Source organism: Paenibacillus alkalitolerans, from assembly GCF_016482785.1.
Classification (GTDB): domain Bacteria; phylum Bacillota; class Bacilli; order Paenibacillales; family YIM-B00363; genus Paenibacillus_AE; species Paenibacillus_AE alkalitolerans.
On sequence record NZ_JAEMXM010000007.1, the window covers coordinates 85,324 to 110,962 of the forward strand.

23 protein-coding genes and 1 riboswitch are annotated in these 25,639 nt (G+C 55.0%); of the genes, 5 read left to right on the top strand and 18 right to left on the bottom strand.

All coding sequences use genetic code 11. The annotated features are described in order from the left end of the window. Positions 1–78 precede the first annotated feature (78 nt). Positions 79–177: riboswitch (cyclic di-GMP riboswitch) on the bottom strand. Positions 178–339: 162 nt separating this feature from the next. After that, complete coding sequence (locus tag JET16_RS13445) at positions 340–705, top strand: Yip1 family protein (protein ID WP_199616631.1); 366 nt, start codon at positions 340–342, stop codon at positions 703–705. Here the strand turns inward: JET16_RS13445 and JET16_RS13450 are convergent. Next, positions 674–829, bottom strand: coding sequence for a hypothetical protein (locus JET16_RS13450; protein ID WP_199616632.1), 156 nt, complete (start codon positions 827–829; stop codon positions 674–676). The genes JET16_RS13445 and JET16_RS13450 overlap by 32 nt on opposite strands. A 9-nt stretch (positions 830–838) precedes the next feature. On the opposite strand from JET16_RS13450, the gene JET16_RS30600 reads away from it, so the two are divergent. Further along, complete coding sequence (locus JET16_RS30600) at positions 839–961, top strand: hypothetical protein (protein WP_267908695.1); 123 nt, start codon at positions 839–841, stop codon at positions 959–961. Positions 962–1,076: 115 nt separating this feature from the next. Here JET16_RS30600 and JET16_RS13455 read toward each other — a convergent pair whose 3' ends face one another. From JET16_RS13455 to JET16_RS13500, 10 genes are all read right to left on the bottom strand, one after another. Next, positions 1,077–1,904: a carbohydrate ABC transporter permease gene (locus JET16_RS13455; protein ID WP_199616633.1), complete on the bottom strand. Its 828-nt coding sequence runs from the start codon at positions 1,902–1,904 to the stop codon at positions 1,077–1,079. Between the two features lie 54 nt (positions 1,905–1,958). After that, positions 1,959–2,849 (bottom strand): carbohydrate ABC transporter permease, encoded by an 891-nt coding sequence (locus JET16_RS13460; protein WP_199616634.1) that lies wholly within the window; start codon positions 2,847–2,849, stop codon positions 1,959–1,961. Between the two features lie 70 nt (positions 2,850–2,919). Next, on the bottom strand, positions 2,920–4,221 hold the full coding sequence (locus JET16_RS13465; RefSeq protein ID WP_199616635.1) for an ABC transporter substrate-binding protein: 1,302 nt from the start codon (positions 4,219–4,221) through the stop codon (positions 2,920–2,922). 109 nt (positions 4,222–4,330) lie between these two features. Then, the gene (locus JET16_RS13470; protein ID WP_199616637.1) at positions 4,331–5,092 is read right to left on the bottom strand and encodes a response regulator transcription factor; all 762 of its coding nucleotides are present in this window, start codon (positions 5,090–5,092) and stop codon (positions 4,331–4,333) included. A 25-nt stretch (positions 5,093–5,117) separates the two neighbouring features. Further along, a complete protein-coding gene (locus JET16_RS13475) occupies positions 5,118–6,428 on the bottom strand; it encodes an extracellular solute-binding protein (RefSeq protein ID WP_199616639.1) in 1,311 nt (436 codons plus the stop codon). Further along, positions 6,425–8,212 carry a cache domain-containing sensor histidine kinase gene (locus tag JET16_RS13480; protein ID WP_199616641.1) on the bottom strand — a complete coding sequence of 596 codons (1,788 nt, stop codon included), beginning with the start codon at positions 8,210–8,212 and terminating at the stop codon, positions 6,425–6,427. Before JET16_RS13480 ends, JET16_RS13475 begins: the two co-directional genes overlap by 4 nt. A 327-nt stretch (positions 8,213–8,539) precedes the next feature. Continuing rightward, positions 8,540–10,987, bottom strand: coding sequence for an ATP-dependent Clp protease ATP-binding subunit (gene clpC / locus JET16_RS13485; RefSeq protein WP_199616643.1), 2,448 nt, complete (start codon positions 10,985–10,987; stop codon positions 8,540–8,542). A gap of 55 nt (positions 10,988–11,042) precedes the next feature. After that, positions 11,043–12,098, bottom strand: coding sequence for a protein arginine kinase (locus JET16_RS13490; RefSeq protein WP_199616645.1), 1,056 nt, complete (start codon positions 12,096–12,098; stop codon positions 11,043–11,045). After that, positions 12,098–12,625 carry a UvrB/UvrC motif-containing protein gene (locus JET16_RS13495; protein ID WP_199616647.1) on the bottom strand — a complete coding sequence of 176 codons (528 nt, stop codon included), beginning with the start codon at positions 12,623–12,625 and terminating at the stop codon, positions 12,098–12,100. Before JET16_RS13495 ends, JET16_RS13490 begins: the two co-directional genes overlap by 1 nt. Before the next feature lie 33 nt (positions 12,626–12,658). Next, the gene (locus JET16_RS13500) at positions 12,659–13,120 is read right to left on the bottom strand and encodes a CtsR family transcriptional regulator (protein WP_199616649.1); all 462 of its coding nucleotides are present in this window, start codon (positions 13,118–13,120) and stop codon (positions 12,659–12,661) included. Between the two features lie 332 nt (positions 13,121–13,452). On the opposite strand from JET16_RS13500, the gene JET16_RS13505 reads away from it, so the two are divergent. After that, positions 13,453–13,626, top strand: coding sequence for a hypothetical protein (locus JET16_RS13505; protein WP_199616871.1), 174 nt, complete (start codon positions 13,453–13,455; stop codon positions 13,624–13,626). 355 nt (positions 13,627–13,981) lie between these two features. Here the strand turns inward: JET16_RS13505 and ligA are convergent, their stop codons facing one another. The 6 genes from ligA to JET16_RS13535 all read right to left on the bottom strand — a co-directional run bounded on the left by ligA (position 13,982) and on the right by JET16_RS13535 (position 20,935). Further along, the gene (gene ligA, locus JET16_RS13510) at positions 13,982–16,012 is read right to left on the bottom strand and encodes an NAD-dependent DNA ligase LigA (RefSeq protein WP_199616651.1); all 2,031 of its coding nucleotides are present in this window, start codon (positions 16,010–16,012) and stop codon (positions 13,982–13,984) included. An 89-nt stretch (positions 16,013–16,101) separates the two neighbouring features. Beyond that, positions 16,102–18,390: a DNA helicase PcrA gene (gene pcrA / locus JET16_RS13515; protein ID WP_199616653.1), complete on the bottom strand. Its 2,289-nt coding sequence runs from the start codon at positions 18,388–18,390 to the stop codon at positions 16,102–16,104. A gap of 246 nt (positions 18,391–18,636) precedes the next feature. After that, a complete protein-coding gene (pcrB, locus tag JET16_RS13520) occupies positions 18,637–19,347 on the bottom strand; it encodes a heptaprenylglyceryl phosphate synthase (RefSeq protein ID WP_199616654.1) in 711 nt (236 codons plus the stop codon). Between the two features lie 81 nt (positions 19,348–19,428). Beyond that, positions 19,429–19,668 carry a hypothetical protein gene (locus JET16_RS13525; protein WP_199616655.1) on the bottom strand — a complete coding sequence of 80 codons (240 nt, stop codon included), beginning with the start codon at positions 19,666–19,668 and terminating at the stop codon, positions 19,429–19,431. 112 nt (positions 19,669–19,780) lie between these two features. Then, positions 19,781–20,674, bottom strand: a complete 894-nt coding sequence (locus JET16_RS13530) for a spore coat protein (RefSeq protein WP_325176689.1) — start codon at positions 20,672–20,674, stop codon at positions 19,781–19,783. Positions 20,675–20,704: 30 nt separating this feature from the next. Further along, positions 20,705–20,935 (bottom strand): spore coat protein, encoded by a 231-nt coding sequence (locus JET16_RS13535; protein WP_199616657.1) that lies wholly within the window; start codon positions 20,933–20,935, stop codon positions 20,705–20,707. A 149-nt stretch (positions 20,936–21,084) separates the two neighbouring features. On the opposite strand from JET16_RS13535, the gene JET16_RS13540 reads away from it, so the two are divergent. Together JET16_RS13540 and JET16_RS13545 are read left to right on the top strand one after the other, a co-directional pair. Then, the gene (locus tag JET16_RS13540) at positions 21,085–21,972 is read left to right on the top strand and encodes a DUF2268 domain-containing protein (protein WP_199616658.1); all 888 of its coding nucleotides are present in this window, start codon (positions 21,085–21,087) and stop codon (positions 21,970–21,972) included. A 95-nt stretch (positions 21,973–22,067) separates the two neighbouring features. After that, entirely contained in the window at positions 22,068–22,826 is a 759-nt protein-coding gene (locus JET16_RS13545; protein WP_199616659.1) for a MerR family transcriptional regulator, read from the top strand. A gap of 243 nt (positions 22,827–23,069) precedes the next feature. On the opposite strand, the gene JET16_RS13550 is transcribed toward JET16_RS13545, so the two are convergent. After that, a complete protein-coding gene (locus tag JET16_RS13550; RefSeq protein ID WP_199616660.1) occupies positions 23,070–25,574 on the bottom strand; it encodes a U32 family peptidase in 2,505 nt (834 codons plus the stop codon). Positions 25,575–25,639 lie beyond the last annotated feature (65 nt).

Consider the following 25,639-nt stretch of genomic DNA (forward strand, 5'->3'; position numbering starts at 1 on the left):
TTGGAAAAATAAAAACTCCCGAAAGCCTGTTTCGAGGCGCCCGGGAGCAATGTGCATGCGAAAATGTTTTCGCGATCCAAGAGCAACCTGGCGATCATCGTTCCGGAGTTCAAAATCCGGTTCGGAAGACCCATGGCTTTGCGTCATCGCCTTTCGGCGATTTTGCCTTTGATTCTATGAACCTATGAAATTAGTACTACTATTTGGCTAGGTCTCATTATAATGGGAAAAGATGTCGGATTCAATCGAAAAATACATTATTAAGGCGAAAACTGCTTTAGACGACGTATATTTCCGCCGATAATACAAATATCGATGACATGCGGAAGGGGTATCGTTATGATGCGAAGTATAAACCCGTGGATATCCATTTGGACGAGACCGTGCGAAACGATGAAGGCTATGCTGGAGAGAGGGGAGTCGGCTGCCGCGTTCTGGCTGATGATTGCCGGAACGTTCATCAACACGTTGGATCGCGCGGCCGGCAGAAGCGCGGGTGACGGTATGGGGTTTGTCAGCATTCTTATTATTGCCGGAGTCACGGCTATAGTCGGAGGATTGATCGGGTATTATGTCGCGGGAGCGGTGCTCACATGGTCCGGCCGGAGGCTTGGCGGCGAAGGAAGCTACCGGGATGTCCGCCTGGCAATTGCATATTCGAAATACCGCTCATTTACACGTACATCACTTGGATTCCATCGCTGATCTTATTCCGGGAAGAAAACTTCACGAGCGCAACGCCGATGATCGACGCCAACCCGGCGTTGTTGTGGTTGTTCCTTGCGATTACCGCTATTGAGGTCGTTGTCGCGGTATGGTCCGTGGTCATTCTTCTAAAATGCCTCGCCGAAGCCCACCGATTTTCCGCCTGGAAGGCGCTGACCTGCTATTGCTGCCGGTCATTATCGTTGTGCTGCTGTTAGCCGCCGTGTTCGTCTTGTTCACGCTGCTGAGTTTGTAGCTAACGGAAGCGAATGTCCGCTAGAGGTTAGCGGACATTCGCTTCCGTTAACTGCGTTTCCGACCTGCATCGAGCAAGCCCGCCGGCAGCGGCATACGCCGCAACGCGGCCTAAATCACTTCACCGCGCCTTCGGTCAAGCCGGCGATAAACTGCTTGCTGAACATGAGGAAAGCGGCCAAAATCGGCAGCGTCGCCAACACGGTACCCGCCAAAATCATCGCATAATCCGTGTAGTATGCGCCGTTCAAATTTTTCAGCGCGATCTGCACCGTATGAACGCTGCGGTCCTTCAACACAACGAGCGGCCACAGAAAGTCGTTCCACGTTCCCATGAACGTGATGATGCCAAGTGTCGCGAGCGCCGGACGAATCGAAGGAATCGTAACGTTCCAATACAGCCGGAGATTCGAACAGCCGTCGATTCTTCCCGCTTCCAGCAAATCGTTCGGAATGGTGGCGGAAATATATTGCCTCATCCAAAATACGCCGAACGCGTTCACCATGCCCGGGATGATGACCGCCCTCAACGAATCGACCCATCCCAGCTTGCTGACGATCATGTATGAGGGGATTAACCCTAACTGTGAAGGCACCATCATCGTTCCCAGAAGAAATACGAACAACACGCGGCGGCCGGCAAATTGCAGCTTCGCGAAAGCGAAGCCGGCCAACGAGCTGAAGAACAACACCGACAATGTTACCGCGCCGGACACCAACGCCGAATTCCAGATGGACCCCAAGAAATTGACGCTGTCGAACACCTTTTGCAAATTGGCAAAAAATTGCGTTCCCGGAGTTAAGGAAGGCGGAAACTTGTTAATCGCGGCCGTTGTGTTCGAGCCGATCACGAACATCCAGTAGAAAGGAAACACCGACAACAACGTAATTACAACCAAGAAGGTATAAAGCGATACCCGGCCGATGCCGACCCTCACACTCATTCTCCTTCACCCCTTGCTATATACTTGCGGTCGCGGACAACCTTCGGTTGCCTGTTAGTCCGCGGATTGTAACTTTTTCGTTAAGAACAAGTTCACTGCCGAGAAGGCAACGATAATGAAGAACAGAACCCATGCGACGGCTGCGGCGTACCCAAACGATTGACGCGTGAAGGCTTCCTCGTAAATGAGCTGGGTGATCGTCAATCCTTGTCCCTGAGAGCCTCCTCCGGCGCCGGAGAAAATCATCGGTTCCGTGAAAATTTGCATGCCTCCGATGGTGGACAAGATGACGGTGAAAATGATGACGGGACGAATCATCGGGATGGTAATGTAGAAAAACTGCTGCGTCTTCGATGCGCCGTCAATCGTCGCGGCTTCGTACAAGTCGTTCGGAATACTCTGCAAACCGGCCAAATAAATAATTGCGTTATATCCCGTCCATCTCCACATGACCATAGAGGAAATGGCTATATGCGTACCTATGACCGAGCTCTTGAAATCGTACGGCTCAAATCCGAGCACCGTTAACAAATAGTTCAACAATCCGTAATGCTGACCGAAGATCGCTCCGAAAATAACGGCTACCGCCACTATGGAAGTGATGTTCGGCATAAACACCGCCACTCGGAAGAAGTCTTTGCCTTTCAGAAAAGCTTGGTTTAAGAAGAAAGCCAAAACCAGCGCCATGAACAGTTGCGGAATGGTGGATATAAACCAGATGCTGAATGTGTTATAGAGCGATTTCCAAAAATACGGGTCTTCCATTAAAAATTGATAATTATCGAAGCCGATGAATTGTTTGTTGCCGACGATATTCCACTTGTGAAGCGACACCCACGCCGTGAAGATGATCGGGTACACGCCGAAAATTCCGAATAAAATAAAGAAGGGAGAGATATAAAGATAAGCGGAAACATGGTCCCGCACGCCTTGGTTCCATCTCATCGCCGTTCCTCCAATCGCACGAAAGTTGCGAAAAGGGAAGGCTGATGCGTCACACCAGCCTTCGCGTCTCTTATTTGCGGGACAATTGCCGTTCAATGTCTTGATACGCTTGATTCCAGCTGTCTTCAGCGGACTGCTGCTTGTCTTCAACCCTGGCGATCGCTTGATTCAAAGCGTCCTCCACCAACTGAGAGTCCGGACCCTCGTAAACCGGCTTCACCAGCTTTGCTGCTTCCGCATAAATTTTGCCTGCCGGAGCGTTGGAGAAGTATTCGTCTTTATAGTCTTGAATTTCAGGAGATTCGAACAGCTCCGGCGTCGACGGGAAGTTGCTGTTTTTCTTGAACGTGACCAATTGCTGTTCCGGCGACAAGAGCCACTTGATGAGCTCGTACGTCTCTTTCGGATGCTTGGACTGCTTCGGAATCGTCAAGAACGAGCCGCCCCAGTTGCCCGAGCCTTCAGGCATCAGCGTCAAATTCCATTTGCCTTTCGCGTCCGGCGCGTTCGTCTTCATGAATCCGCCCATCCAAGCAGGAGCCAGCTCGACCGCGAAATCGCCGTTCGTCATACCTGTGCCCCATTCGCTCGACCAGGCGTCGATATTGGCCGTAATGTTTGCTTCAATCGCTTTGTTCGCGTATTCCCAAGCTTTCTTCACCTGCGGGTTTTCTTTGGAGATGAACGTGCCGTCCTGTTCGAAGTGCTTCTTGTCGCCTTGGCCGACCATGACGGTCAACAAGCTTGCGGCATTGTCGATCATCGCGACTCCCGCGTTCTGGCGAACCTTCTTTCCCGCCTCAATGAAGTCGTCCCACGTCTTGATTACATTGCTTACTTCCGCCGGATCCGTCGGAAGACCGGCCTTCTCAAATACGTCCGTACGGTAAGCCATCGCCATCGGGCCAATGTCCGTAGGTATGCCTAGGAGAACATTTTTGTCCCCGGTTAACGCTTGTTCCCATTTCCATTCGATGTAATCGTCTTTGATTTCATCCGCGCCAAGCTCCAACAGGTTGGTGAAATGTTCCGGATTTGCTTTGAATTTTTCGATGACCTTCACTTCTACGGCGGAGATATCGGGGGCGCCGCTGCCGGAAGCCAATGCCGTCTGCAGGTTGTTATGAACGTCGGCGAACGGTGAGAGCTGAATATCGACTTCGAGATTGTTGCTCGCCGCATATTCCTTGATTTGGTCTTCAATGCCCATTCCCGGCCACAACCATATGGTCAGCTTTACTTTCTCCGGGCTTCCGCCGCCGCTGCCGGCGTTTCCGCCGCTTCCGCCGCTTCCGCTATTACCGCCGCCGCAAGCAGCGACTGAGAACGCCAGCATCAAGCCCATCAACAAGATTCCGATACGTTTGACCATGATCATTTCCCCCTATTTCAATATGTTTGCGCTTACAATAAAGCGCTTACAAGAAGTATATAAAACCGGGGGAAATATTCGTATGTGACTATTCTTGTATTTTTTGCACCTATTTCAGATGTTCGTCTCCTAAGGAGCAATAGGACTCGCGATACTCATACGGGGTCATTCCTTCCACTGCTTTAAATAACCGGCTGAAGTAGGCTTGATCCGTATAGCCGGCCTTTTCGCAAATTTCATATATTTTCAAGTTCGTTTCCCGCAGCAATTGCTTCGCCGCTTCCAGCCGGTAATTGGTTAGGTGCTGAGTGAAAGTAAGCCCCGTTTCCGATTTAAACAGTCCGCTGAGATAATTCGGATTGACGAAATATTTTTCGGCAATCGACGCAAGCGTCAGTTCGGGCGATGCATATTGCTCGGCGATCCATTCCAGCGACGACCGGATCAGCCTATGCGTCGAATCGGACGGCTTCGATTTGTCGATTCCGTCTTGGACTTTCCGTTGGGTAAGGTAATGCTTAACCCTCTCCACCGTCTGCATGAGGCTCTCCTTGGATATCGGTTTAAGCAAATAATCGAACACGCCTTGCCTGATCGCGGCGACGGCGTAATCGAATTCGGCGTAACCGGTAAGCAGGACTGCGACGGTAGATGGGTGATTCACGCTAATGTTGGAAGCCAATTCGAGTCCGTCCATACCGGGCATGCGAATATCCGTGATCACCAAATCGATGTTTTTGCGCTGCAAAATTTTGATGGCTCCTTCGCCGTCTTCCGCTTCTTCAACCTCGCAGCTTGCATACTGGGAACGAATGAGCCGCGCCATGGATGAAAGCACGAACGGTTCGTCATCGACAACCAAAATATTCATCGCGTTACTCCCCTCTAGAAGCAGATTAGTCGAAGCTTGGAGCGCCGTACTTATTTAAGTCCCTCATAATTTGTTTCATCGTGTCGTCCCACGCTTGTTCCGGATCGGCTTGTCTTCTCTCGACCTTCAGAAGCGCTTGCTCCATTGCCGTCTGAACCATGGAGATGTTCGGATTTAGTCCGGCCGGTTTCACCATCTTGGCCGCTTCGGCATAAATTTTCCCCGCGGGCGCTTCGCTGAAATAAGAGTCGGATTGTTTGCCGATCAATTCATGCTCGTAAACGGCGGGACTCGACGGGAAGTTGCCGTTCTTCTCGAATACCGCCAGCTGCTGCTCCGGATCGGTCAACCACTTGATCAACCGGTATGCTTCCTCCGGATGCGCTCCCTCCTTCGGTATTGTCAAGAACGATCCTCCCCAATTTCCGCCTCCGCCAGGCATATAAGAGATATCCCATGCTCCGGCGGCCTCCGGCGCATTCTTCTTTATGAACCCTGTCATCCAGGCAGGGGACAATACTACTGCGAAATCCCCGTTGTTCAACCCGGTCCCCCACTCCGGCGTATACGTTTGTATCCCCGCGGAAAGGCCGCGCATTGATGCGTCAACCGCATAGTCCCATGCGCGCTTGACGTTCGGATTCGACTCGGCGATAAATTCCCCCGTAACCGAATCGAAATATTGAATCTCCGACTGCTCGATTATGGCGCGGTAAAGCGTGACGATGTTATCGAACATCGGTTTGCCTGTTTTCTTGAGTATTCGTTCTCCCGCAAAGATCAAATCGTCCCACTCGGATAATTTTGCCGCCACTTCGTCCCGGTCTGCGGGCAAACCCGCCTCCCGAAACAATTCGGTCCGGTATACCATCGCGATCGGACCGATATCCGTAGGCAGCCCGAAGATGAACGTTCCGTCTTTGCTTTGCGCCTGCTGCCAATTCCAGTCCAAGTACCGCGTATTCAATTCGCCCGCGCCGAAATCTGCCAGATTGTGAAAAAAGTCCGGAAACGATTTGAACCGCTCGATATAACTGATTTCGATAAGGCAAATATCCGGCGCACCGATCCCTGCTGCGAAGGCGGTTTGCAGGTTGAAATGCACGTCCTCGTAAATCATCGATTGAATAGCGATACGCAGCTCCGGATGCCGCTTCTCGTACTCCTTGATTAACGGTTCCAAGCCGGTTCCCGGCCAAAGCCACACCGTGAGTTCTGTCCGCGAAGACGCCTGCTCGGTATCTTTTTCGGGCTTCAGAGCACTCTCCGCGCACCCTGACAATGACAATATCAAGACGGCAACAAGAAGAATCACTCTTTTCATTTTCCGCATCATTGCTGCGCACCTCCCGTTGTCGCCGGAATAACGATTTCTACCCTCAGTCCGCCGATTTGGCTGTTGGACAGCTTCAATCCGTATTCCCTGCCGTAGATCAATTTAATGCGATGATTCAAATTCGCAAGGCCCAGTCCTGTATGGACGGAGTTTTTCTCGTCGGCGCCGCTTCGAAAGTTCAGCACGTCGGCCATTTTGTCTTCCGGCATGCCTAACCCGTTATCCTCCACAACGAGCCGGATATTGCCGGTTTCCGCACGCGTTATTTCAACGCGCAGTATCCATTGGCGGTTTTTTACCGGCTCTAGACCGTGAGTGAACGCATTTTCGGCAAGCGGCTGAAGCATCATTTTCATCATCTTGTATTTCAACAGCTCCGGTTCGACATAGGTATCGAACTGCAGTTTATTTTTATATCGCTCCTTCTGTAAAAACATAAACCGCTCCAAATTGTGCAAATCTTCTTCGATCGTGACCATGTCCGAACCGGGCTGTACGCTGTACCTCAATAGATCGCTTAACGTGAGCACCATTTTCGCCACCCGGTCCTGGCCTTCGTTAATGAGCGACCAATAAATCGTGTTGAGCGTGTTATATAGAAAATGCGGCCTGAATTGCGCCTTTAGAGCGACGAGCTGCGCCTGCTTTTCGCTGATTTGTAAATCCGACATATCTTTGATCGTCTTGTTCAAATTAAGAATCATGCTGTTAAAACTCTCATAGAGAGAGGCGACCTCCCTGTTCATCATCGTTCCCCGATAGGAAAAGAGCACGCCGCGTTCCACCTTGGCCAGCATTCCCGATAAATATCGAATCGGACGTGCGGTCGACCATGAGAAGAAGACGATTAACAACAAAGCGGCGGCCAAACCGAACAGCGCGATGAAGAAGCTGCTCTGCTGAATCTTCTGTAAATCCCGCGTCACTTCGGACACCTCAATATATGACGCCGCCGTCCAGCCGCTGTAATCGGATACGGAATAAGACATATACGCGGGCTTGCCGTACCATTCGCCTTCGAGGACGCCGGCCTTCTTGCCAGTAAATTGATTGAGGAGATCCCTCTCTACGACGGTTCCTATTTCCTGCAGGTTGCTCGAATAAACGACTTGTCCGAGCTGGTCGATAATAAGAGTTTTACTTTTCGTCCCGTCTCCGGTCGTTTCACGCTGTTCGATCGTACGGGCCAGCTGTTCGAGCGGGATGACGAGGAACATATCGCCAAGCCGGTCCAAGCTTGACCAGTTGTTTATTTGGCGGGCGCCGATTACAGCGGGTATTTTGCCGCTTCTCCATGCGGTGCCCAACACCCACAACACGCGGCCGCGGTTATTCTCGATCTGCGGGTACCAGTTCAAATGTCTGATTTCTTCCGCCTTTCGCCAGTACATCACTATCGTGTTGCTGCCGGAATAAAACCCGCCGTGCAAATCCAGCACATGCACCGATAATTCCGATCCGATATATCTCGCTTTATTCGACAAGTATCTGTCGATCGTAACGGGGCTCTCAACCGTGCTCTTGCCCGATTTGATTTCCGACAAATATTGCTGCAGGGTGGGGCTGAACCCGACTCTTTGGGAAAACTTGTCGTATTCGCGGAGCAGAACATCGGTTTTGCCGCGCATCTGAACGACTGATTCCAGCATGTATTGAGTCGCTTTTTCGGATACGACCTGCGAAGAGTAGTGATATGAGAAAAAGCTCGTAACGGACATCACGACAATCAAAATACCGGAGAAACCTACTATTAGTTGAACGAGGATGGATGGTTTTTTTGCCATAGTCCGCTCCTTCCGCATAGGATGGTTATCAATGATTGGAAGCGCTTGCAATCGGTAAGAGCGTGACACAGCCTAACACTAATTTTACATCGGGAGTTGGCCACGGATGTAGTGGAAAAAGTTACCACTGCAATGACTCTGCAATCTGACGGACTCGTGCAATTGTGTAAAAAATGCCGCTATAATCATCCCGTTATCTAAAAGCAATGGTTAAAAGAAATAATCAGTACAGAAGAAAACGCCGCCCGGCCCGCTTTCGCGGATCGGACGGCGCTTAATGACTTGGAACGGCGGCCGCGGGCGCTACTCCCGCTGCATGCACAACAATTACTTCTGCATTACTTCGCTATTCACGGCAAGCTCGCCGTTCTTCTCGTCGATGACTACCGTATCGCCTTTCTTGATCGTGCCTCTCAGCAGCTCTTCCGACAGCCGATCCTCGATATGCTTCTGGATCGCGCGGCGCAGCGGACGCGCGCCGTACGCCGGGTCGAAGCCTTCCTTCGCGAGGAAAGCCATCGCCGAGTCCGTGAGCGAAAAGTCGATCTCTTGCTCTTTAAGACGCTTGCGCAGCTCTTCGGACATAAGCGAGACGATCTGGGCGATATGCTCCTGCTCCAGCGGATGGAAGACGATCGTTTCGTCGATCCGGTTGAGGAACTCCGGACGGAAGCTCTTCTTGAGCTCGCCCATTACGCGGTCGCGCATCGCTTCATACTGGTTCCGCACCGTGTTCGCTACGTCGCCCGTTGCGAAGCCGAGCGTGGAGCCTTTCTTGATCGTTTCCGCGCCGACGTTGGAGGTCATAATGATCAACGTGTTGCGGAAGTCGACCGTGCGGCCCTTCGAGTCGGTCAACCGGCCGTCCTCGAGCACTTGCAGCAAGATGTTGAACACTTCCGGGTGCGCCTTCTCGATTTCGTCAAGCAGCACGACGCTGTAAGGTTTGCGGCGAACTTTCTCCGTGAGCTGGCCGCCTTCTTCGTAGCCGACGTATCCCGGAGGCGCGCCGACAAGTCGCGAAGTCGAATGCTTCTCCATGTATTCCGACATGTCGATGCGGATGACCGCGTTCTCGTCGCCGAACATCGCTTCCGCCAATGCCCGGGCAAGCTCGGTTTTACCTACGCCTGTCGGGCCCAAGAAGATGAAAGAACCCATCGGCCGCTTCGGATCCTTCAAGCCTGCCCGGGAACGCCGCACGGCGCGGGCGACTGCTTTCACAGCTTCGTCTTGGCCGATGACCCGGTTGTGCAAGATGTCTTCCATCTTCAATAAGCGCTGTGTTTCTTCTTCGGCCAGCTTCACGACCGGAATTCCGGTCCAGCTCGCGACCACTTGCGCGATATCGTCAGGCGTTACCTCGGAATCGGTGCGGCCCTGCTTTTCTTTCCACTCATTGCGGGTGGACTCCAACTCGTCGCGAAGTTTCTGTTCCGTATCGCGAAGCGACGCCGCCTTCTCGAACTCTTGGCTTTGCACCGCGGCGTCCTTTTCCTTCCGGATATCTTCGAGACGCGCCTCCAGCTGTTTCAAGTTCGGCGGCACCGTGTACGTACGAAGACGCACTTTGGAGCTGGCTTCATCGATCAAGTCGATCGCTTTGTCAGGAAGGAAACGGTCGGTAATATACCGGTCGGACAAGCGCACCGCTTGATCGATCGCATCGTCCGTTATTTTTACGCGGTGATGCGCCTCATAGCGGTCGCGCAAGCCGTGCAAAATTAGAATCGCTTCCTCCACCGAAGGCTCGTCGACCATAATCGGTTGGAACCTGCGTTCCAACGCCGCATCCTTCTCGATATATTTGCGGTACTCGTCAAGCGTCGTCGCTCCGATGCACTGCAATTCGCCGCGCGCCAGCGAAGGCTTCAGGATGTTCGACGCGTCGATCGCGCCTTCCGCGCCGCCCGCTCCGATCAACGTATGCAGCTCGTCGATAAAGAGAACAATGTTCCCCGCTTGACGGATCTCATCCATAATTTTTTTCAACCGGTCTTCGAATTCGCCGCGGTATTTCGTTCCCGCCACGACCGAGCCCATATCCAGCGTCATTACGCGCTTATCGCGGAGCGTCTCCGGAATTTCATTCGCGATGATGCGCTGCGCCAAACCTTCCGCGATCGCGGTCTTACCGACACCCGGCTCGCCGATGAGCACCGGATTGTTCTTCGTCCGGCGGCTCAGCACTTGAATGACGCGCTCGATCTCTTTCGCCCGGCCGATGACCGGATCCAAATTGCCTTCCTTCGCCACAGCGGTCAAGTCGCGCGCCAAAGAGTCGAGCGTCGGGGTGTTCACATTCGCCGGCGCTCCGCCGTGGGCGCTCGAGGATACCTCGCTCGATCCCAACAATTGCAGCACTTGCTGGCGCGCCTTGTTCAAGGACACGCCCAAATTGTTCAACACGCGCGCCGCCACGCCTTCGCCTTCACGAATGAGTCCGAGCAAGATATGCTCCGTTCCCACATACGTATGGCCGAGCTTGCGGGCTTCGTCCATGGACAGCTCGATAACCTTCTTCGCACGCGGAGTATATGCGATATTTGTCGGCTGCTCCTGTCCGCGGCCGATGAGCGCTTCCACCTCATCTTGAATTTTCTCAAGACCCAAGCCGAGCGCGATCAACGCCTTCGCCGCGATTCCGTCGCCTTCGCGAATCAACCCGAGCAAAATATGCTCCGTACCGATATTATTGTGCCCCAACCGCACCGCTTCTTCTTGCGCCAACGCCAACACTTTCTGAGCGCGTTCCGTAAATCGTCCAAACATCATATGGTTACACCTCCGGAAAATCTGATTATATTTGAAGATGTCCCGCACAAGGCGGTTACTTATTGCCGAATACTTCCCGGATGAGCTTCGCGCGGTGCACGTCTCTCTCTTCCGGCGATAACATTTTGCCAAAATGCTTCTGCAAATACCCCGGCTGCGTCATGACGAGCAATTCGTTCATCGCGATGGCCGGAACTTCGTGGATCAGACCCAAATCGATACCAAGGCGTACATCCGACAACCGCTGCGCCGATTCCTTCGAATCCATCACTTCGGCGTACTTCATAATACCGAATGAACGCCGGATGCGGTCCATAATCTTCGTTCTCGATTCGCCCATCAGCTTCTGCCGGGCCGCTTTCTCGTGCTCGATAATTTGCCGGGCGACGCCGTGCAAATTGTCGATGATTTCATCTTCGGTTTGGCCGAGGGTTATCTGGTTCGATATTTGAAAAATGTTCCCCGTCGCCTCGCTGCCTTCCCCGTACAATCCTCTGACCGCCAGCCCCACCTGCGTAATCGCCTGCAAAATGCGGTTGATTTGTTTGGTGATGACAAGCGCGGGAAGGTGCATCATGACCGACGCCCGGATGCCGGTGCCGACGTTCGTCGGGCAGCTTGTTAGGTATCCGAATTTTTCGTCGTATGCGTAATCCACGGCTCCCTCAAAGACGTCGTCGATCTGATTGGCCAGCTCCCAAGCTTCCTTCAGTTGAAAACCCGGGTACAACACCTGTATGCGAAGATGATCCTCTTCGTTCACCATAATCGAGATCGATTCGTTCTCGCTTAAGATAGCTGCGCCGTTGCGGGCGTCGTCGGCCAAATTCGGCGAGATGAGATGCTTCTCGACGAGCACCCGCTTCTCCAATTCGTTCATCGTTTTTAAAGGCACCAACTCGAAGCGGCATATCTCATGCAGTTCATCGCTGTTAATGACGCTAGACACCCGGTTGAGCACTTCTTGCGACTGTTGGTTCGTCGCAAGCATCGGGAACGGTGCGCTGGACAAATTGCGCGCAATCCGGACCCTGCTCGAAATGACGATATCGGAATCGGGACCGTCCGCTTTCATCCAAGAGGAGAGCGCATTGTCGGTGAACCGGTTCATCACTTCGAACCACCTGCCTTCTTCTCAAGTTCGCGAATTTCATCGCGCAGCTTGGCCGCGGCCTCAAACTCCTCGTGCTGGACTTTGTGCTGAAGCTCGCGCTTCAGCTGATCGATTTGGCGCCGCACCTGGAACTGACGGCCGGCCCGCTTCGGCACTTTCCCGACGTGAACCGTGTTGCCGTGAACCCGTTTCAGCAGCGGCGTGAGCCGTTCGGAGAAATGCTTATAGCATTCGCTGCAGCCGAATCGTCCCAGCTTGCTGAACTGAGTATAGGTCAATCCGCAATAATCGCAGCGCGTCTGGGCCGATTTGGCGGCGTTGCCGGTTTGGGCTTTGGCGCTCGGGTCGAGCTCCAGTAGCCCCGAAAGCAGGTTATGGATTGAGAACCCGTTGGCCGTCCCTGGGATCAGCTCACCCTTCTCTCTGGCGCAAGGTTCGCAGAAATGAAACTCCGTCTTTTCGCCTCCGACGATTTTCGTAAAGTGAAGCGTCGCCGGCCGTTTGCCGCATTCTTGACAGAGCACTTCGTACCCCTCCTACACATCAGCATTAGGACTTCACTTCGTCAACAGGGCGACCAGCATCGCCTTGAGCAGCCGGGCACGCACTTGATCGCGCAGCGGCAGGTTTAGATGAATCGCATCGCGATGAACGGCCGCTTTCAGCAAGCTCGCTTCGCGGCATGAAATCAGCTGCGCCTCCTCCAACCGGTAGATCAAGCCTTCCGCAGCCCCTTGATCGATCTCCGGCCCGATCGTCTGCGACACATGCACATGTATCGGCTCGTGCATCGGCAAATCGACTTTCTGAATGCGGATGTACCCCCCGCCGCCTCGCTTGCTTTCGACGAGATATCCTTTCTCCAGCGTAAACCGGGTGCCGATCACATAATTGATTTGCGACGGCACGCACTGAAATTTCTCGGCAAGCTCATTGCGCTGCAGCTCGATAAGCCCATCCTTGCTTTCTTGTATCAGCTTCTTTAAATACTGCTCGATCATGTCGGACGTATTCCGCATGAAGGTTGCCTCCGTGTTCCGCGGGGCGCTTGTTGTTTGCCAGCCCCCTGCCGCCCCGATCGGCAAGCGGCAAGAGGCACGCCGACACTGCCCCTCGTTGACTTTGACTTTCTTTGACTTTAAATTCATTATAGTCAAAAATTTCTCGTTTGCCAAGTGCTTCTGTTACTACTTATGGTTTACGTTTGGAGGGGGGTTCATACCGTGGGCGCGGGGCATTTTCCAACGATTCGGGTAATTTGTTCTACGGTTGATCCGGTCACAGGTTGCAAACACTATTCGAGGCAACGTTTGATAATGAGTGGCACTGCAATTTAAGGGGGTGTTCTTGCATGTCGGGACGCAACACGCACCCGGACCGTGACGGAGAGCGCAGCAGCCCGTCGCGTCTGGACCAATTCGGCGAAACGCTGGCCAACGACAACGACGAGGCGGAAGATCTTGCGGCGGGCGTACGAGCCCGCACGGAGGGACCGGAAAACGGAGCCTGCGGCTATCCGGAATGAATTTTGTAGTACCGTCGTGTAGAGCGCAAAGAAACCTCCAGTTCCACTTATAAGTGGTTTTGGAGGTTTCTTTGGGGCTTAGATAACTTTTGAACGCCGGAATAACCGGAGTTTCTCCAGTTATTCCGGCTTCAACCACACTTCACGGCAGCTGCACCCGGAGTTTTTCCGGTTATTCGGGCTTCAATCACACTTTTCAGCAGCCATAACCGGAGTTTCTCCCGTTATTCGGGCTTCAATCACACTTTTCGACAGCTGTAACCGGAGTTTCTCCGGTTATTTCGGCTTCAACCACACTTCTCGGCAGCTGTAACCGGACTTTCTCCGGTTATTCGGGCTTCGGCGGCACGTTAGTTCACACATTCCCTAGCATTCGCAAAAACTCGTCTTCGTTGTCGATGACGGTCACGCCGAGGTCGCGCGCTTTCGCCAGCTTGCTTCCGGCGCTTTCGCCGGCGATCACGAAGTCGGTCTTCTTCGACACGCTGCCGGCCACTTTGGCGCCCAACGACTCAAGCCGCTTCGCCGCATCGTCCCGCGACATCGATTGGAGCGTGCCCGTCAACACGACGGTCTTGCCGAAGAACGGCGAATCCTCCGCATTCTCGGCCAATGCGGCCCCCGCTTCCTCCACCGTCGGAGAAACCCCGGCGGACAGCATGCGCGCGATCGACTCCCGGTTCAACGGATCCGCAAAAAATCCGTGAATGCTTTCCGCCACGATGCCGCCGACATCCGGAAGCCCGACGAGCTCCTCGGCCGTTGCGTGCATGAGAGGCTCCAGGCCGCGGTAATGGTCGGCGAGCATCCGCGTCGTCGTCTTCCCCGTATTCGGAATGCCGAGCGCGTACAAGAACGAAGCGAGATCGCGCGTCTTGCACTTTTCGATCGCTTCGAGCAGCTTCTGCGCCTTCTTCTCCCCGAATCGCTCCAGACTGACCAAGTCGTCCTTCGTCAAATAAAACAAGTCCGCGGGATCTTTCACATCGCGCTCGTCGTACAGCTGCTCCGCCGTCTTCTCGCTGAACGTCTCGATGTCCATCGCGTCGCGTGTGGCGAAGTGCGTCACCCTCCCGACAATTTGCGGCTTGCAGCCGAGCTTGTTCGGGCAGAACAAGTGAGCTCCGCGCTGCTCGAGCGCATGTCCGCAAGCCGGACATTCCGCCGGCGCCACAACCTCCCGTCCGTCCGCTTCCTCCGTGACTTTGCCGAGAATTTCCGGGATGACGTCGTTCGCGCGCCGGATGTGGATCAAAGTGCCGATCGCGTGCCGCAGCCCTTTGCGCTCGATGTCGTCCATATTGTTTAACGTGCAGTTGCGCACCGTGACCCCGGCGATATCGACCGGCTCGACGATCGCGAGCGGCGTAATTTTGCCTGTGCGCCCGACGTTCCACACGACTTCGTTAAGTATCGTCGTCGTCTCTTCCGCCTCGAATTTATAAGCGACCGCCCAGCGCGGGAATTTGTCGGTATATCCGAGCACGTCCCGCGTGCGCAAATCGTTCAGCTTCACGACCGCTCCGTCGATAAGGAAGTCGAGCGTATGCCGCTCGCCCGCCAGCCGCTCAAGCTCCGCATGCACGTCTTCGATGTTGTCGAAGTGTTTGACGTAAGGGTTCACCTTAAACCGGTTTTCCCGCAAAAACTCGATCATTTCCATATGCGTCGAATAAGGACGCTCTTCGGACGTATACCCGACGTTGTAGAAGAAAGCATCCAGCTTTCTCTCCGCCGTTACGGCCGGATTTTGGTTCCGCAGCGCCCCGGCCGCCGCATTGCGCGCGTTCTTGAGCGGCTCCGCAGCCGTCTTGTTGTACTCCTCGAGCACGGATAAGTACATAAATCCTTCGCCCTGCACTTCGATGGTGCCTTCATCGTAAGGAATGCGCGCCGGCACGGAACGGATCGTCCGAACCTGCGCCAAAATCCCTTCGCCGACCGTGCCGTTGCCGCGTGTAGCCGCTTGCACGAGCCCGCCGTTCTCATACGTCAAGTTTAACGTCAGTCCGTCGAACTTAAGCTCGAGTACGAACGACGGTTCAGGCAGAGGTTGGCCCGGATTTTTCGCGTTATAATCATTGATGAGCTTGACCGCGCGCGCGTGCCACGCGAGCAGGTCGTCTTTGTTTTGAGCCTTGTCCAAGCTCCACAGCCGGGACAGATGCCGGTGCGGCTCGAAGCCTTTGAGCACACCGCCTCCGACCCGAAGCGTAGGCGATTCCGGCAGCGTCACGCCGGTTTCCCGTTCCAGCTCCGCCAACCGGTCGTAGAGCTTATCGTACTCCGCATCGCTCAGCTCCGGCCGGTCCAACGTGTAATACAAATAATTGTGATGATTCAGCTGCTCCACTAACTGTTTCATTTCTTCCAATGACGCGCTCATCCGACCAACCTCCACAACGAATCTTGGGAAAATGTTCCCTAAAACCCGCCATCCCCGCCGCATAAAGACAACGAGGACAGAGCGGGAAACTACACTTTCTCAATCGGCGCAAAGCGCGCCAGCAGCTTCTTTACGCCGACCGGAGCCGGGAACGCGATTTGCAGCTCTTTGTCGTCCCCATCCCCGCGGACGGAAACCACCGTGCCCACGCCCCACTTGTTGTGGGACACTTTGTCGCCGGCGGCGAAATCGACGCCGGCCGCTCCGCCCCCTACGAAGGCGGGAGCTTTCACCGTCACGCGGGGCGATGCGCCGCCTGCGGCCGATGCCGCGGGCGTGCCGCCGCCGAACCCGCGGGAAAACCCGGCCCCGCTTCCGAACGAACGTGCCCCGAACGCATTGCGTGCCGGAGATACGGTTTCCTTATATTCGTCCGGTATCTCTTCAAGGAAGCGCGAAGGCGCATTCGCCGCGACGCGGCCGAACAACGTCCGCATGCGCGCGCAGGTGAGGTACAGCTCCCGCTCGGCGCGCGTAATGCCGACATATGCGAGCCGCCGTTCCTCTTCCAGCTCCTCGGCGTCGTTCTGGGCGCGGCTGTGCGGGAATATGTTTTCCTCCATGCCCGCAATGAACACGACCGGAAACTCGAGACCCTTCGCGCTGTGCATCGTCATCAGAATGACCGCGTCCTGCGCTTCCGCGGGATCGTTATTCATGGAGTCGATATCCGCGATCAGCGCGAGGTCGGTCAAGAATGAAACGAGCGATTTGTCCTCGTTGCGCTTCTCGAAATCGAGCGTCACGGACAGAAATTCGTCGATGTTTTCCAGCCGCGCCTTCGATTCGAGCGTATTTTCGCGATTCAGCTCATCGCGGTACTGCGTCATTTCAAGCGTCTTCTCAGTCAACTCGGTCACGGACAAATAATCCACCATGCGCGCCAAGTTGGATACAGTGTCCTTAAATTCCCGCAGCGCGTTTACAGCGCGTGCCGTAATCCCTGCGGATTCGATGTCGTCGATCATCGCGAACATCGATACGCCGCGGGCGGCCGCCGCTTCGGCAAGCTTATCCACCGTCGTATCCCCGATGCCCCGCTTCGGCACATTGACGACCCGCTGGAACGAAATGTCGTCGTCGGGATTCGATATTAACCGCAAATAGCCGAGGATGTCTTTGATTTCTTTGCGGTCGTAGAACTTGACGCCGCCTACGATTTGATACGGAATGTCCGATTTGATGAGAATTTCCTCGATGATCCGGGACTGTGCGTTGGTGCGGTACAGGATGGCGTGGTCGGAGAACCTTTTGCCGGCTTCTTTGTTCTTGCGGATCGTCCCCGAAATGAAATACCCTTCCTCGTGCTCCGAATCGGCGACGTACAGTTGAATTTTGCTGCCTTCTCCCCGGTCGGTCCACAAATTTTTCGCTTTGCGTCCGGAGTTGTTCTTGATGACCAGGTTCGCGGCGTTCAGGATATTCGCCGTCGAGCGGTAGTTTTGCTCAAGCAGTATCGTCCGCGCTTCCGGGTAATCGGCCTCGAAGTTCAGAATGTTCGATATGTCCGCTCCGCGCCAGCGGTAAATCGACTGGTCGGAGTCGCCTACGACGCATATGCGGTGGTGTTTGTCGGCAAGCATGCGGCAGAGCATGTACTGCGCCCGGTTCGTATCTTGATATTCGTCGACGTGAATGTATTGAAATTTATTTTGATAAAAGTCCAAAACCTGAGGCTCTTCTTTAAAGAGCTGTATCGTCGACATGATCAAGTCGTCGAAATCGAGCGAGTTGTTCGCTTTCAGCCGCTTCTGGTACATTGCGTAAACTCTCGAAACGACTCCTTGGAAGTAGTCGCCGATCTTCTGCTCGTAGCGCTGAGGATCGATGAGCTCGTTCTTCGCTGCGGATATGGCGGCTTGGACCGCTTTCGGTTCGAACTTCTTCGTATCGAGATTGAGGTCTTTCATGCAATTTCGGATCACAGAGAGTTGATCTGTCGAATCGAGTATCGTGAAGCTGGAGGAGAAACCGATCCGCTCGATATCGCGCCGCAAGATGCGCACGCACATGGAGTGGAACGTGGACACCCAGATGTCCTGCCCGTGCGGGCCGACAAGCTTAGATACGCGATCCTTCATCTCCCGCGCCGCCTTGTTCGTGAACGTTATCGCGAGAATGCTCCATGGAGCGACGCGCTTCGCTCCGATGAGATAGGCGATCCGGTGCGTGAGCACGCGGGTTTTGCCGCTGCCGGCGCCCGCCAGGATCAGCAGCGGCCCGTCCGTCGCTTCGACGGCTTCCCGCTGCCTCGGATTCAGCTTCGTAATCGCTTGATGAATGTCGACGGGACTGGGATTGGGATTGGGATTGTTCATGCGCTTCAAACCTTTCTTTCGGATTGCGGATAAGCTCAAAAACAGACCTTAATTGAATAATAAGGTTCATAATTGAGCCTATTTTGAGCGGTGAGCCGAATTTTGATAGTAATACGGCACAAATAGGGTCAATTTCTGACCTTATGGGCAGTAAGGCGGGCGCTGTCGGTCACTTTTAAGGTCAAATATTGGGCTTATTGCAACAGATAGAGTCAAAAATTGACCTTATCGAGCGCGGCCCGGGGATTACCGATCGCCGGCGGCGGAGTCCTTCGCCGCGCGCACCGTTTCCAGCGCCCGATCGAGCGAGTCGTAGATGACGTTGCCGACCACGATCGTGTCCGCCGCGGCAGCCGCAGCCTTCGCCTTCTCGTAGCCGTCGATGCCGCCCCCGTAGAATAACCGGGCTTGGGTGAGCGTCTTCTTCGTCTCATCGACCAGCGACATGTCCCCGAACACGCCCGAGTATTCCAAATAGACGATCGGCAGCCGAAGCAGCCGGTCGGCAAATCGGGCGTAGGCGAGCACATCTTTCACATCGAGCGGCGCGCAGGCGGAAGAGATGCGGGCAGCCGTGCAGTCGGGGTTCAATATGACGTATCCCTCCGCGAGCAGCCCGTCCCATGGCAGTATGCCGCCATACCGCTTCAAAGCGCGTTGATGGTGGCCGACGATGTAATTTGCATCTTCCGAGTTCAAGGCGACCGGAACGAAATAGAGGTCGAATCCGGGAACGACCGCATCGAGCGACGTTACTTCCAATACGCACGGCACCTCGAACCGTCTGATTCGGGAAAGCAGCTCGATCGTATTGTCGAACGTCACGCCGCTTGAGCCGCCGACTACGACCGCATCCGTGCCGGAAACGCACAACGCTTCCAGCGCATCGTCGCCTAATGGCTTATCCGGATCCAACTTAAATACATGCTTCCATTCATTAATGAGACTGTCGACCATTAGAGCCCCCGGCATATGATAACAAAACATTTGTTCTCTTTCAGTCTAATCGAGGGGTAGGCACGTGTCAAACCGCAAAATCTATTCTTTTTCCTTCTGCGGCTTCACCCAACGGTCGTACCGGTCGTCAGGCTCCTTCGCCATGCTGCGGATGATTTTCGTCTCCTCCGCCACCGGATCGGACTCCGCCTTGACAGCATACTCGTATCGCGTTCCAAGCTTCCCCTTCGCGCCTTCCTGCGGATCGATGCTGTCCATTTCCCCGACAGTCAGCGTCTTTTCGATCATTTGCTCCAGTTCTTCGCGTTCCCGCTTCTCCATTCGTCGGACAGCCTCCTGTGAAAATAGTAAAGGCCCCGCGAGCGATGCTCGCAGAGCCTTGCGGCGTACCGCTCTTATGTATGCTTGTATGCTTGCTTTCGCGCGTTACAGGTCAGTCGGCATCCCGTCTCGCACTCGCCGTCGAAGCCGCTTTGCTGCGGCGGCCGCGCTTTCGGACCGGTGCGGACGTGTCCGTCTCATCGGTCTCATAAGTAAATTCGGCCGGGGTTACGGTCTTGGAAACCTCGGCGCCGCCGGACTCGGCGCCTTGAGCTTTCTCCGCCGCAGTGACGGACGGCGCTTCTTCGGCGATCGCATAATTGTCCGCCGGCGGGTAAGAAGACATCGGCTCGTTATACGGATTAGACTGATCCGCTCGCGCGGCATTCGCGGCATTAATATTGGCAAAAGACGTTTGAACCGGCGCGTAGTGGGACTGCTGCAGCCCCCCGAACGGCGAAGCGTGCGGCAGCGCAAATTCCGGCAATCGGGGAGCGCTCCCGAAAGATGCGGCGCCCGCGAAACCATTGCCCCCATTCGCGGCAGGCCCCGGCTCGAAGAGCATCGGTTGGGCCGAGTATGCCGGCGCAAAAGCGTTGCGCCCCAAATGCTGCGCCTCTCCGGCGCCCCCTCCCATAATCTGTGCGCCGCCGGCCGCCCCCCCGTTCGAACGGTCCCGCATGAACTGACGTACCGATCGAATCGTCTCTTGACTTCTCTGTGCCTCCCTCTGCACTTCATGCGGAGGAGCGGGGTATGCAGCCTCATGGAGACGGCTTTGGCGCATCGCCTCGGCCAACTGCTCATGCGCGCGAAGCGTGTCGCCTGACAAGCGCTCGAACAAGCGGCGTAATTCGGTCGTGCAGGCTTCCGCGGCGGACGCCGAATACTCGACCGCAACGCGTTTCAATTCGCATAATATGTTGTCCGCCAGCGCTTGATCCGGCAATTCGCAATGCGGCCGCGCGGCGAACGTTTCGTTGTGCATCGGCATCGTATGTATCACTTTGGGCATTTCCTCCGTTCGAATCTGTATCTATCGGCCGAAACCGGCATATTTTTGCAGCACGCCCGACAAGTCCTCAAGCTTGCGGCTCCGCTCCTCGGCTTGATGGGCGAAGAAGCCCCGCAGCTGCGGATTGGCGCATTCCACCGCGGCCTGCGTGCACAAATAAGCCAGCGTCGCTTCGTTCCTCACATGATCGGCCAAGCGGTTCAGCTCTTTTGAGGTGATTGCGTTGCGGTATGGTTCGGCAGACTTGAACATGGAAACGTCCTCCTTTTCGCACAATGATCTCTTGTATGATGCACAAATTGGAAAAAATTATACATTCCTGCAGCAAAATTATCCCCTTGACCCTCACGTTTCGTGAGGGTGTAATATTCATCTCGAGCCACGAAAGGGAGGTAATTACAGTGATTATTAACACAATCGATAATTTGACTCACCAGCGTATCGTGTTGGAAGCCGCGCCTGAACGGCGCAAGGACTTATTTCAGAAGCACGTCGTCGAGCCCTTGCGTCCGTTCTGGGAACCGATGCTGGCCAGAATGCCTGCCGGGCAAGGAGCGTCCGATGCGATGCAATTCATGGGCGTGTACGACTCCTCTAACGCTGAATCCGACAAAGAAGCGTTGGAGCGCCTTGCGATGCTGGCCCGAGCCGAATCTTTGAACGCCTGCCGTGACGCCGTCGAACAAGCGATTCGCATATTGCGCCCGGAAGAGCACGGAGTCATATTGGAAAGCTTGCTCTTCGCTCTTGCGCTGGGGAGCCCGAAAAAATTCGGGAAAGAGCCCGGCTACACAGGTTCCGGAGGACAGCCCGGACAATTCATCGTCGTCGTTTGGCCTAATGACTACAATGTGCCGCGTTTGCCGGCGATCGCCGTTCACGAGTTTCACCACAATGTCCGATTAACTTACGAACCATGGACACAGGAAACGACGGTCGGTCAATATCTTGTTATTGAAGGGCTGGCTGAGGCGTTTGCCGCGGAAATGTGCGGAGAAGATAAGTTGGGGCCGTGGGTGCATTCGCTAAACGATGCCCAGCATGAAGAGGTCAAGCCGCGTTACCGCGATGCGCTTCACATCTCGGGCTTTAACGAAATCCGGGGATATATATTCGGCGATCTGGAGGGAGACTTCGCCTCGCCTGTGAACATCGGCTTGCCGCCATACTCGGGTTATTCGGTCGGCTACAGGATGGTTAACGAATACTTGCGGAGAAGCGGCAAATCCGCCGCGGAAGCGACTTATGTGCCTTGGCGGGAAGTCGTAGAAGGATCGTGTTACTTTTAAGATTGGATGTCTCCCGCCGGCACAATGATTTATGATCAATGAAGAAGAGGCAACCGAAGGTTGTCCGCGGTGATGAAAGCAAGGGGGTACGCGCAATGCCTTATAAAGTGAAGGAAGTGGCCGAGTTGGTCGGCGTGAGCATACGTACGCTCCATCATTACGATGAAATCGGACTGCTTGCGCCCGAATCCGTCAATCAGGCCGGATATAGGCAATACACGGATCGCGAGCTCGAGCGGCTGCAGCAAATATTGTTTTTCCGGGAAATCGGCTTCTCGCTCCAGGAGGTCAAAACCATTCTGGATGACCCGGACTTCGACCGCAAACGAGCTTTGCAAACCCATAAACAATTGTTAATCGAAAAGAAGAAGCGGCTGGAAGAGATCATCGAGACGGTGGATAAAACCATTCTAGCCGTCGAAGGAGGGATTGCGATGACAGGGAAAGACATGTTCGGCGGTTTCGACATGACTCCGATCGAAGAGCATAAGAAGAAGTATTCCGCCGAAGCGCGGCAGTTGTACGGCGATGCCGTTATGGACGCCGTCGAAAGGCGCACGGACAATTATTCGAAGGCCGATTGGGCAAACATTATGGCGGAGACGGAGCGCATCAACGCGAAAATCATCGCCGCCATGGACAACGGTCCGGACGACCCGCAAGTGCAAGAAGGCGTCGCGGAGCTTCGCGGCTGGATTACAGATCGCTTTTATGACTGTACGCCAGAAATATTTCGCGGTCTCGCGGACTTGTATGTGACGGACGAACGATTCACGGCCAACCTCGACAAAAACAAGCCCGGTTACGCGGCGTTCCTGCAGAAAGCAATGCACATATACTGCGACAGACTTTAACTTTCACAGCCCCTAATGATCGAATAATAATGCCTAGCGGAAATTTCTGTGCCTAAATCAGCGCCAAACTGCACATTTACCTAAAAATGCGCCGATTAAGCACAAGAATTTCCGCTAAGCACCATTCGTTGTCATTGTGCGCGTCAGCCTAAGCACACGATTTTCCGTTAGCCTGCCAGCAGTAGGAAGTTGCCCCGGCAAGAGGCCAAGTCGGCACACCGGTTATCCGCGCGTCACGCCAAGCTACTTCACCAGCTGCCCGCGCGTCACGCCGAGCTGGTTCGTCGCCTTGAGCGAGCGCCACACCTGCGTGCCGCTCACATCTCCACGCAGCGCTTTCCCGTACAGGTTCAGCACCTCCACCGCCTTGTCGCCCGTCTCCTCCAAAAATTCCACACGGTAAGTCGATACGCCGAGATCGAGGAAATTTTGCAAATATTCCGCACCTGACTGCTCGATCGCATTGTACACGGTGTTGCGGCATCCTTCGTCCACCCGAACCGGGTGGGACATGCCGATCCGGTCGCGCAGGCTGACACGGTGCTCCTCGCAAGGGCGGCCGCAGTTCGTATAATCGGTGCCTTCGCTTAAAAACGTGCAATAGACGCAGTGCTCCGTATGGAACATCGGCATATGCTGGTGAATGACGATCTCCAGCCGGGACGTGTCCGACCGCTCCAACAGATCGATCATCTGCTGAATGTTGAGGTCGTACGACGGCGTTACCATCGACAGTCCGGTATCCAAGAACAGATTCGCCGTCTTGTGGTTCGCCACGTTCAACGAGAAATCGCCTATCAATTCGGGATGCGCGCCGCTCGGGTTCTGGGCAAAATGTTTCGCAAACCAATACACCGCCCCCGTATTCCGCACCAACACCGCGTCCGGCTTCAACCGCAAAATATTGTTGAAGTAACCGGTTTCTCCAGGCATATGAATGCGCGGGGTGGCGAGCGCAATACGTTTGCCCGCCGCGCGGACCGCATCCACCGCCGCCGGAAACTGCTTGATGAATTCGAAGTCCGCGTAAATGAAATCGACATCCGTTCGGGAGGCGATCGCTTGCACCTGCTCCAGGCTGCGGCAAAGCGCCGTCAATTTCGGGCTCGCCGGGCGCGGGGCCGGTGTGACTGCGTCCTCGTACACGTCGACGCTGCGCTTCACATATTGCGGCGGCCGGCGGCGTTCCGCTTCCAGCTGCTCCACCGCGCGGCGGCGCATCCGGTTCAGCTCGCTCATCGGTACGATGACTTGGCCGGTAAGGCCGTTGTCGAGCAATGCGAGCTCGAACAGGGTGCCTCCGAGGCGGCCGAACTGCTCTTCCAACAGCGCGCCGTCGATCGGGCGTTTCTCGGCAACGGCCAGTGGGAGCCCGGACTGCACCGACACCGTGTGCCCCGTCGACTCATCCGTCCATAGCGCGACAAGCGGCTGGCCGGCTTCGCCGTACACGGCGACGGAAACCGGGAACGTCCGGTACGGCTTGTCCGTCTCGTATGTCGCTCTCAGCCGCTTATCCAGCGCGGGGTCGCTTGTACGCCAGATTCGGTCGCCCACATGGACGCGCTTGAGATTTACGTCGTTGCGTCCCATGACGATTTCCGCCAATCCGCCCGGCAGCTCCCCTTCGACTTTTACGCCTTTTTGCTTGATGTCGTAAACCCGTCCGCCTTCCTCGTCCTTCGTCGGGTCCCCCGCGTCGAAGACGATGCCGTCGCCCCTCTTGAGCGCCGCTTCCAATTCACAGATGACGCCTTCGCGCGTTACTTCCTTCACTCTGCCGAGATATACGCCGCGCTTCTTGGGATACGTTCCGTCCACCAGCTGCTTATTGTTCGTGCCTCGTAGGAAGCCGTAAGTAAACCCGCGGGAGAAGCTTTGTTCGAGCTCCTGCAGCTCTTGCTTCGACGGCTTCGGGTCCCGGCCTTCGAAATATTTGTCGATGGCGGCGCGGTACTTGCTTACGACGTTGGCGACGTATTCCGGGCTCTTCAGCCTCCCTTCGATTTTGAAGGAAGCGACCCCGGCCTCGATCAGCTCGGGAACCAGCTCCAATGCGGCAAGGTCCTTCGGCGACAACAGGTAAGCCACGTCGCCCATCGGCCGGTGCTCACCGTCGACCATCATATCGTACGGGAGCCGGCACGCCTGGGCGCACTCGCCCCGGTTGGCGGACCTTCCGCCCCACATCTCGGAAGTGAGACATTGTCCGGAATAAGATACGCACAGCGCGCCGTGCACGAACACTTCCATGGGAAGCCTCGCTTGCTCGCCGATCGTCTTAATCTGCTTCAAATTGTTCTCCCGGCCGAGTACGACGAGCTCCAGCCCGAACGGCTTCGTAAATTCGACGGCTTCGGGCGACGTGATCGTCATTTGCGTTGAGCCGTGGATCGGGAAGTCGGGAGATATTTCCCGGATCAGTTTTACAAGGCCGAGATCCTGCACGATAACGGCGTCAACGCCCGCATCGACGCAAGCTTCGATCAGCTGCTTCGCGTCGTCAAGCTCGTCCTCGAACACGAGAATGTTAAACGTAAGAAACCCCTTTACGCCGTATGCGTGAAGAAACGACATGATGTCCCGCAGCTCGCCCGTGTGAAAATTATGCGCGCGGGCTCGGGCGTTGAACTTCTCTACTCCGAAGAAGACGGCGTCTGCGCCGTTCGCCACCGCCGCCCGCATCGCGTCCCAATTGCCGGCGGGCGCGAGCAATTCTATATTATCGCGAGTAATGTGATTGTTCATGAAGGTACCCCTTTGCTCCGCTCATTTTATCCATTAATAATAGCAATGCTTGCTATGGAGCACAA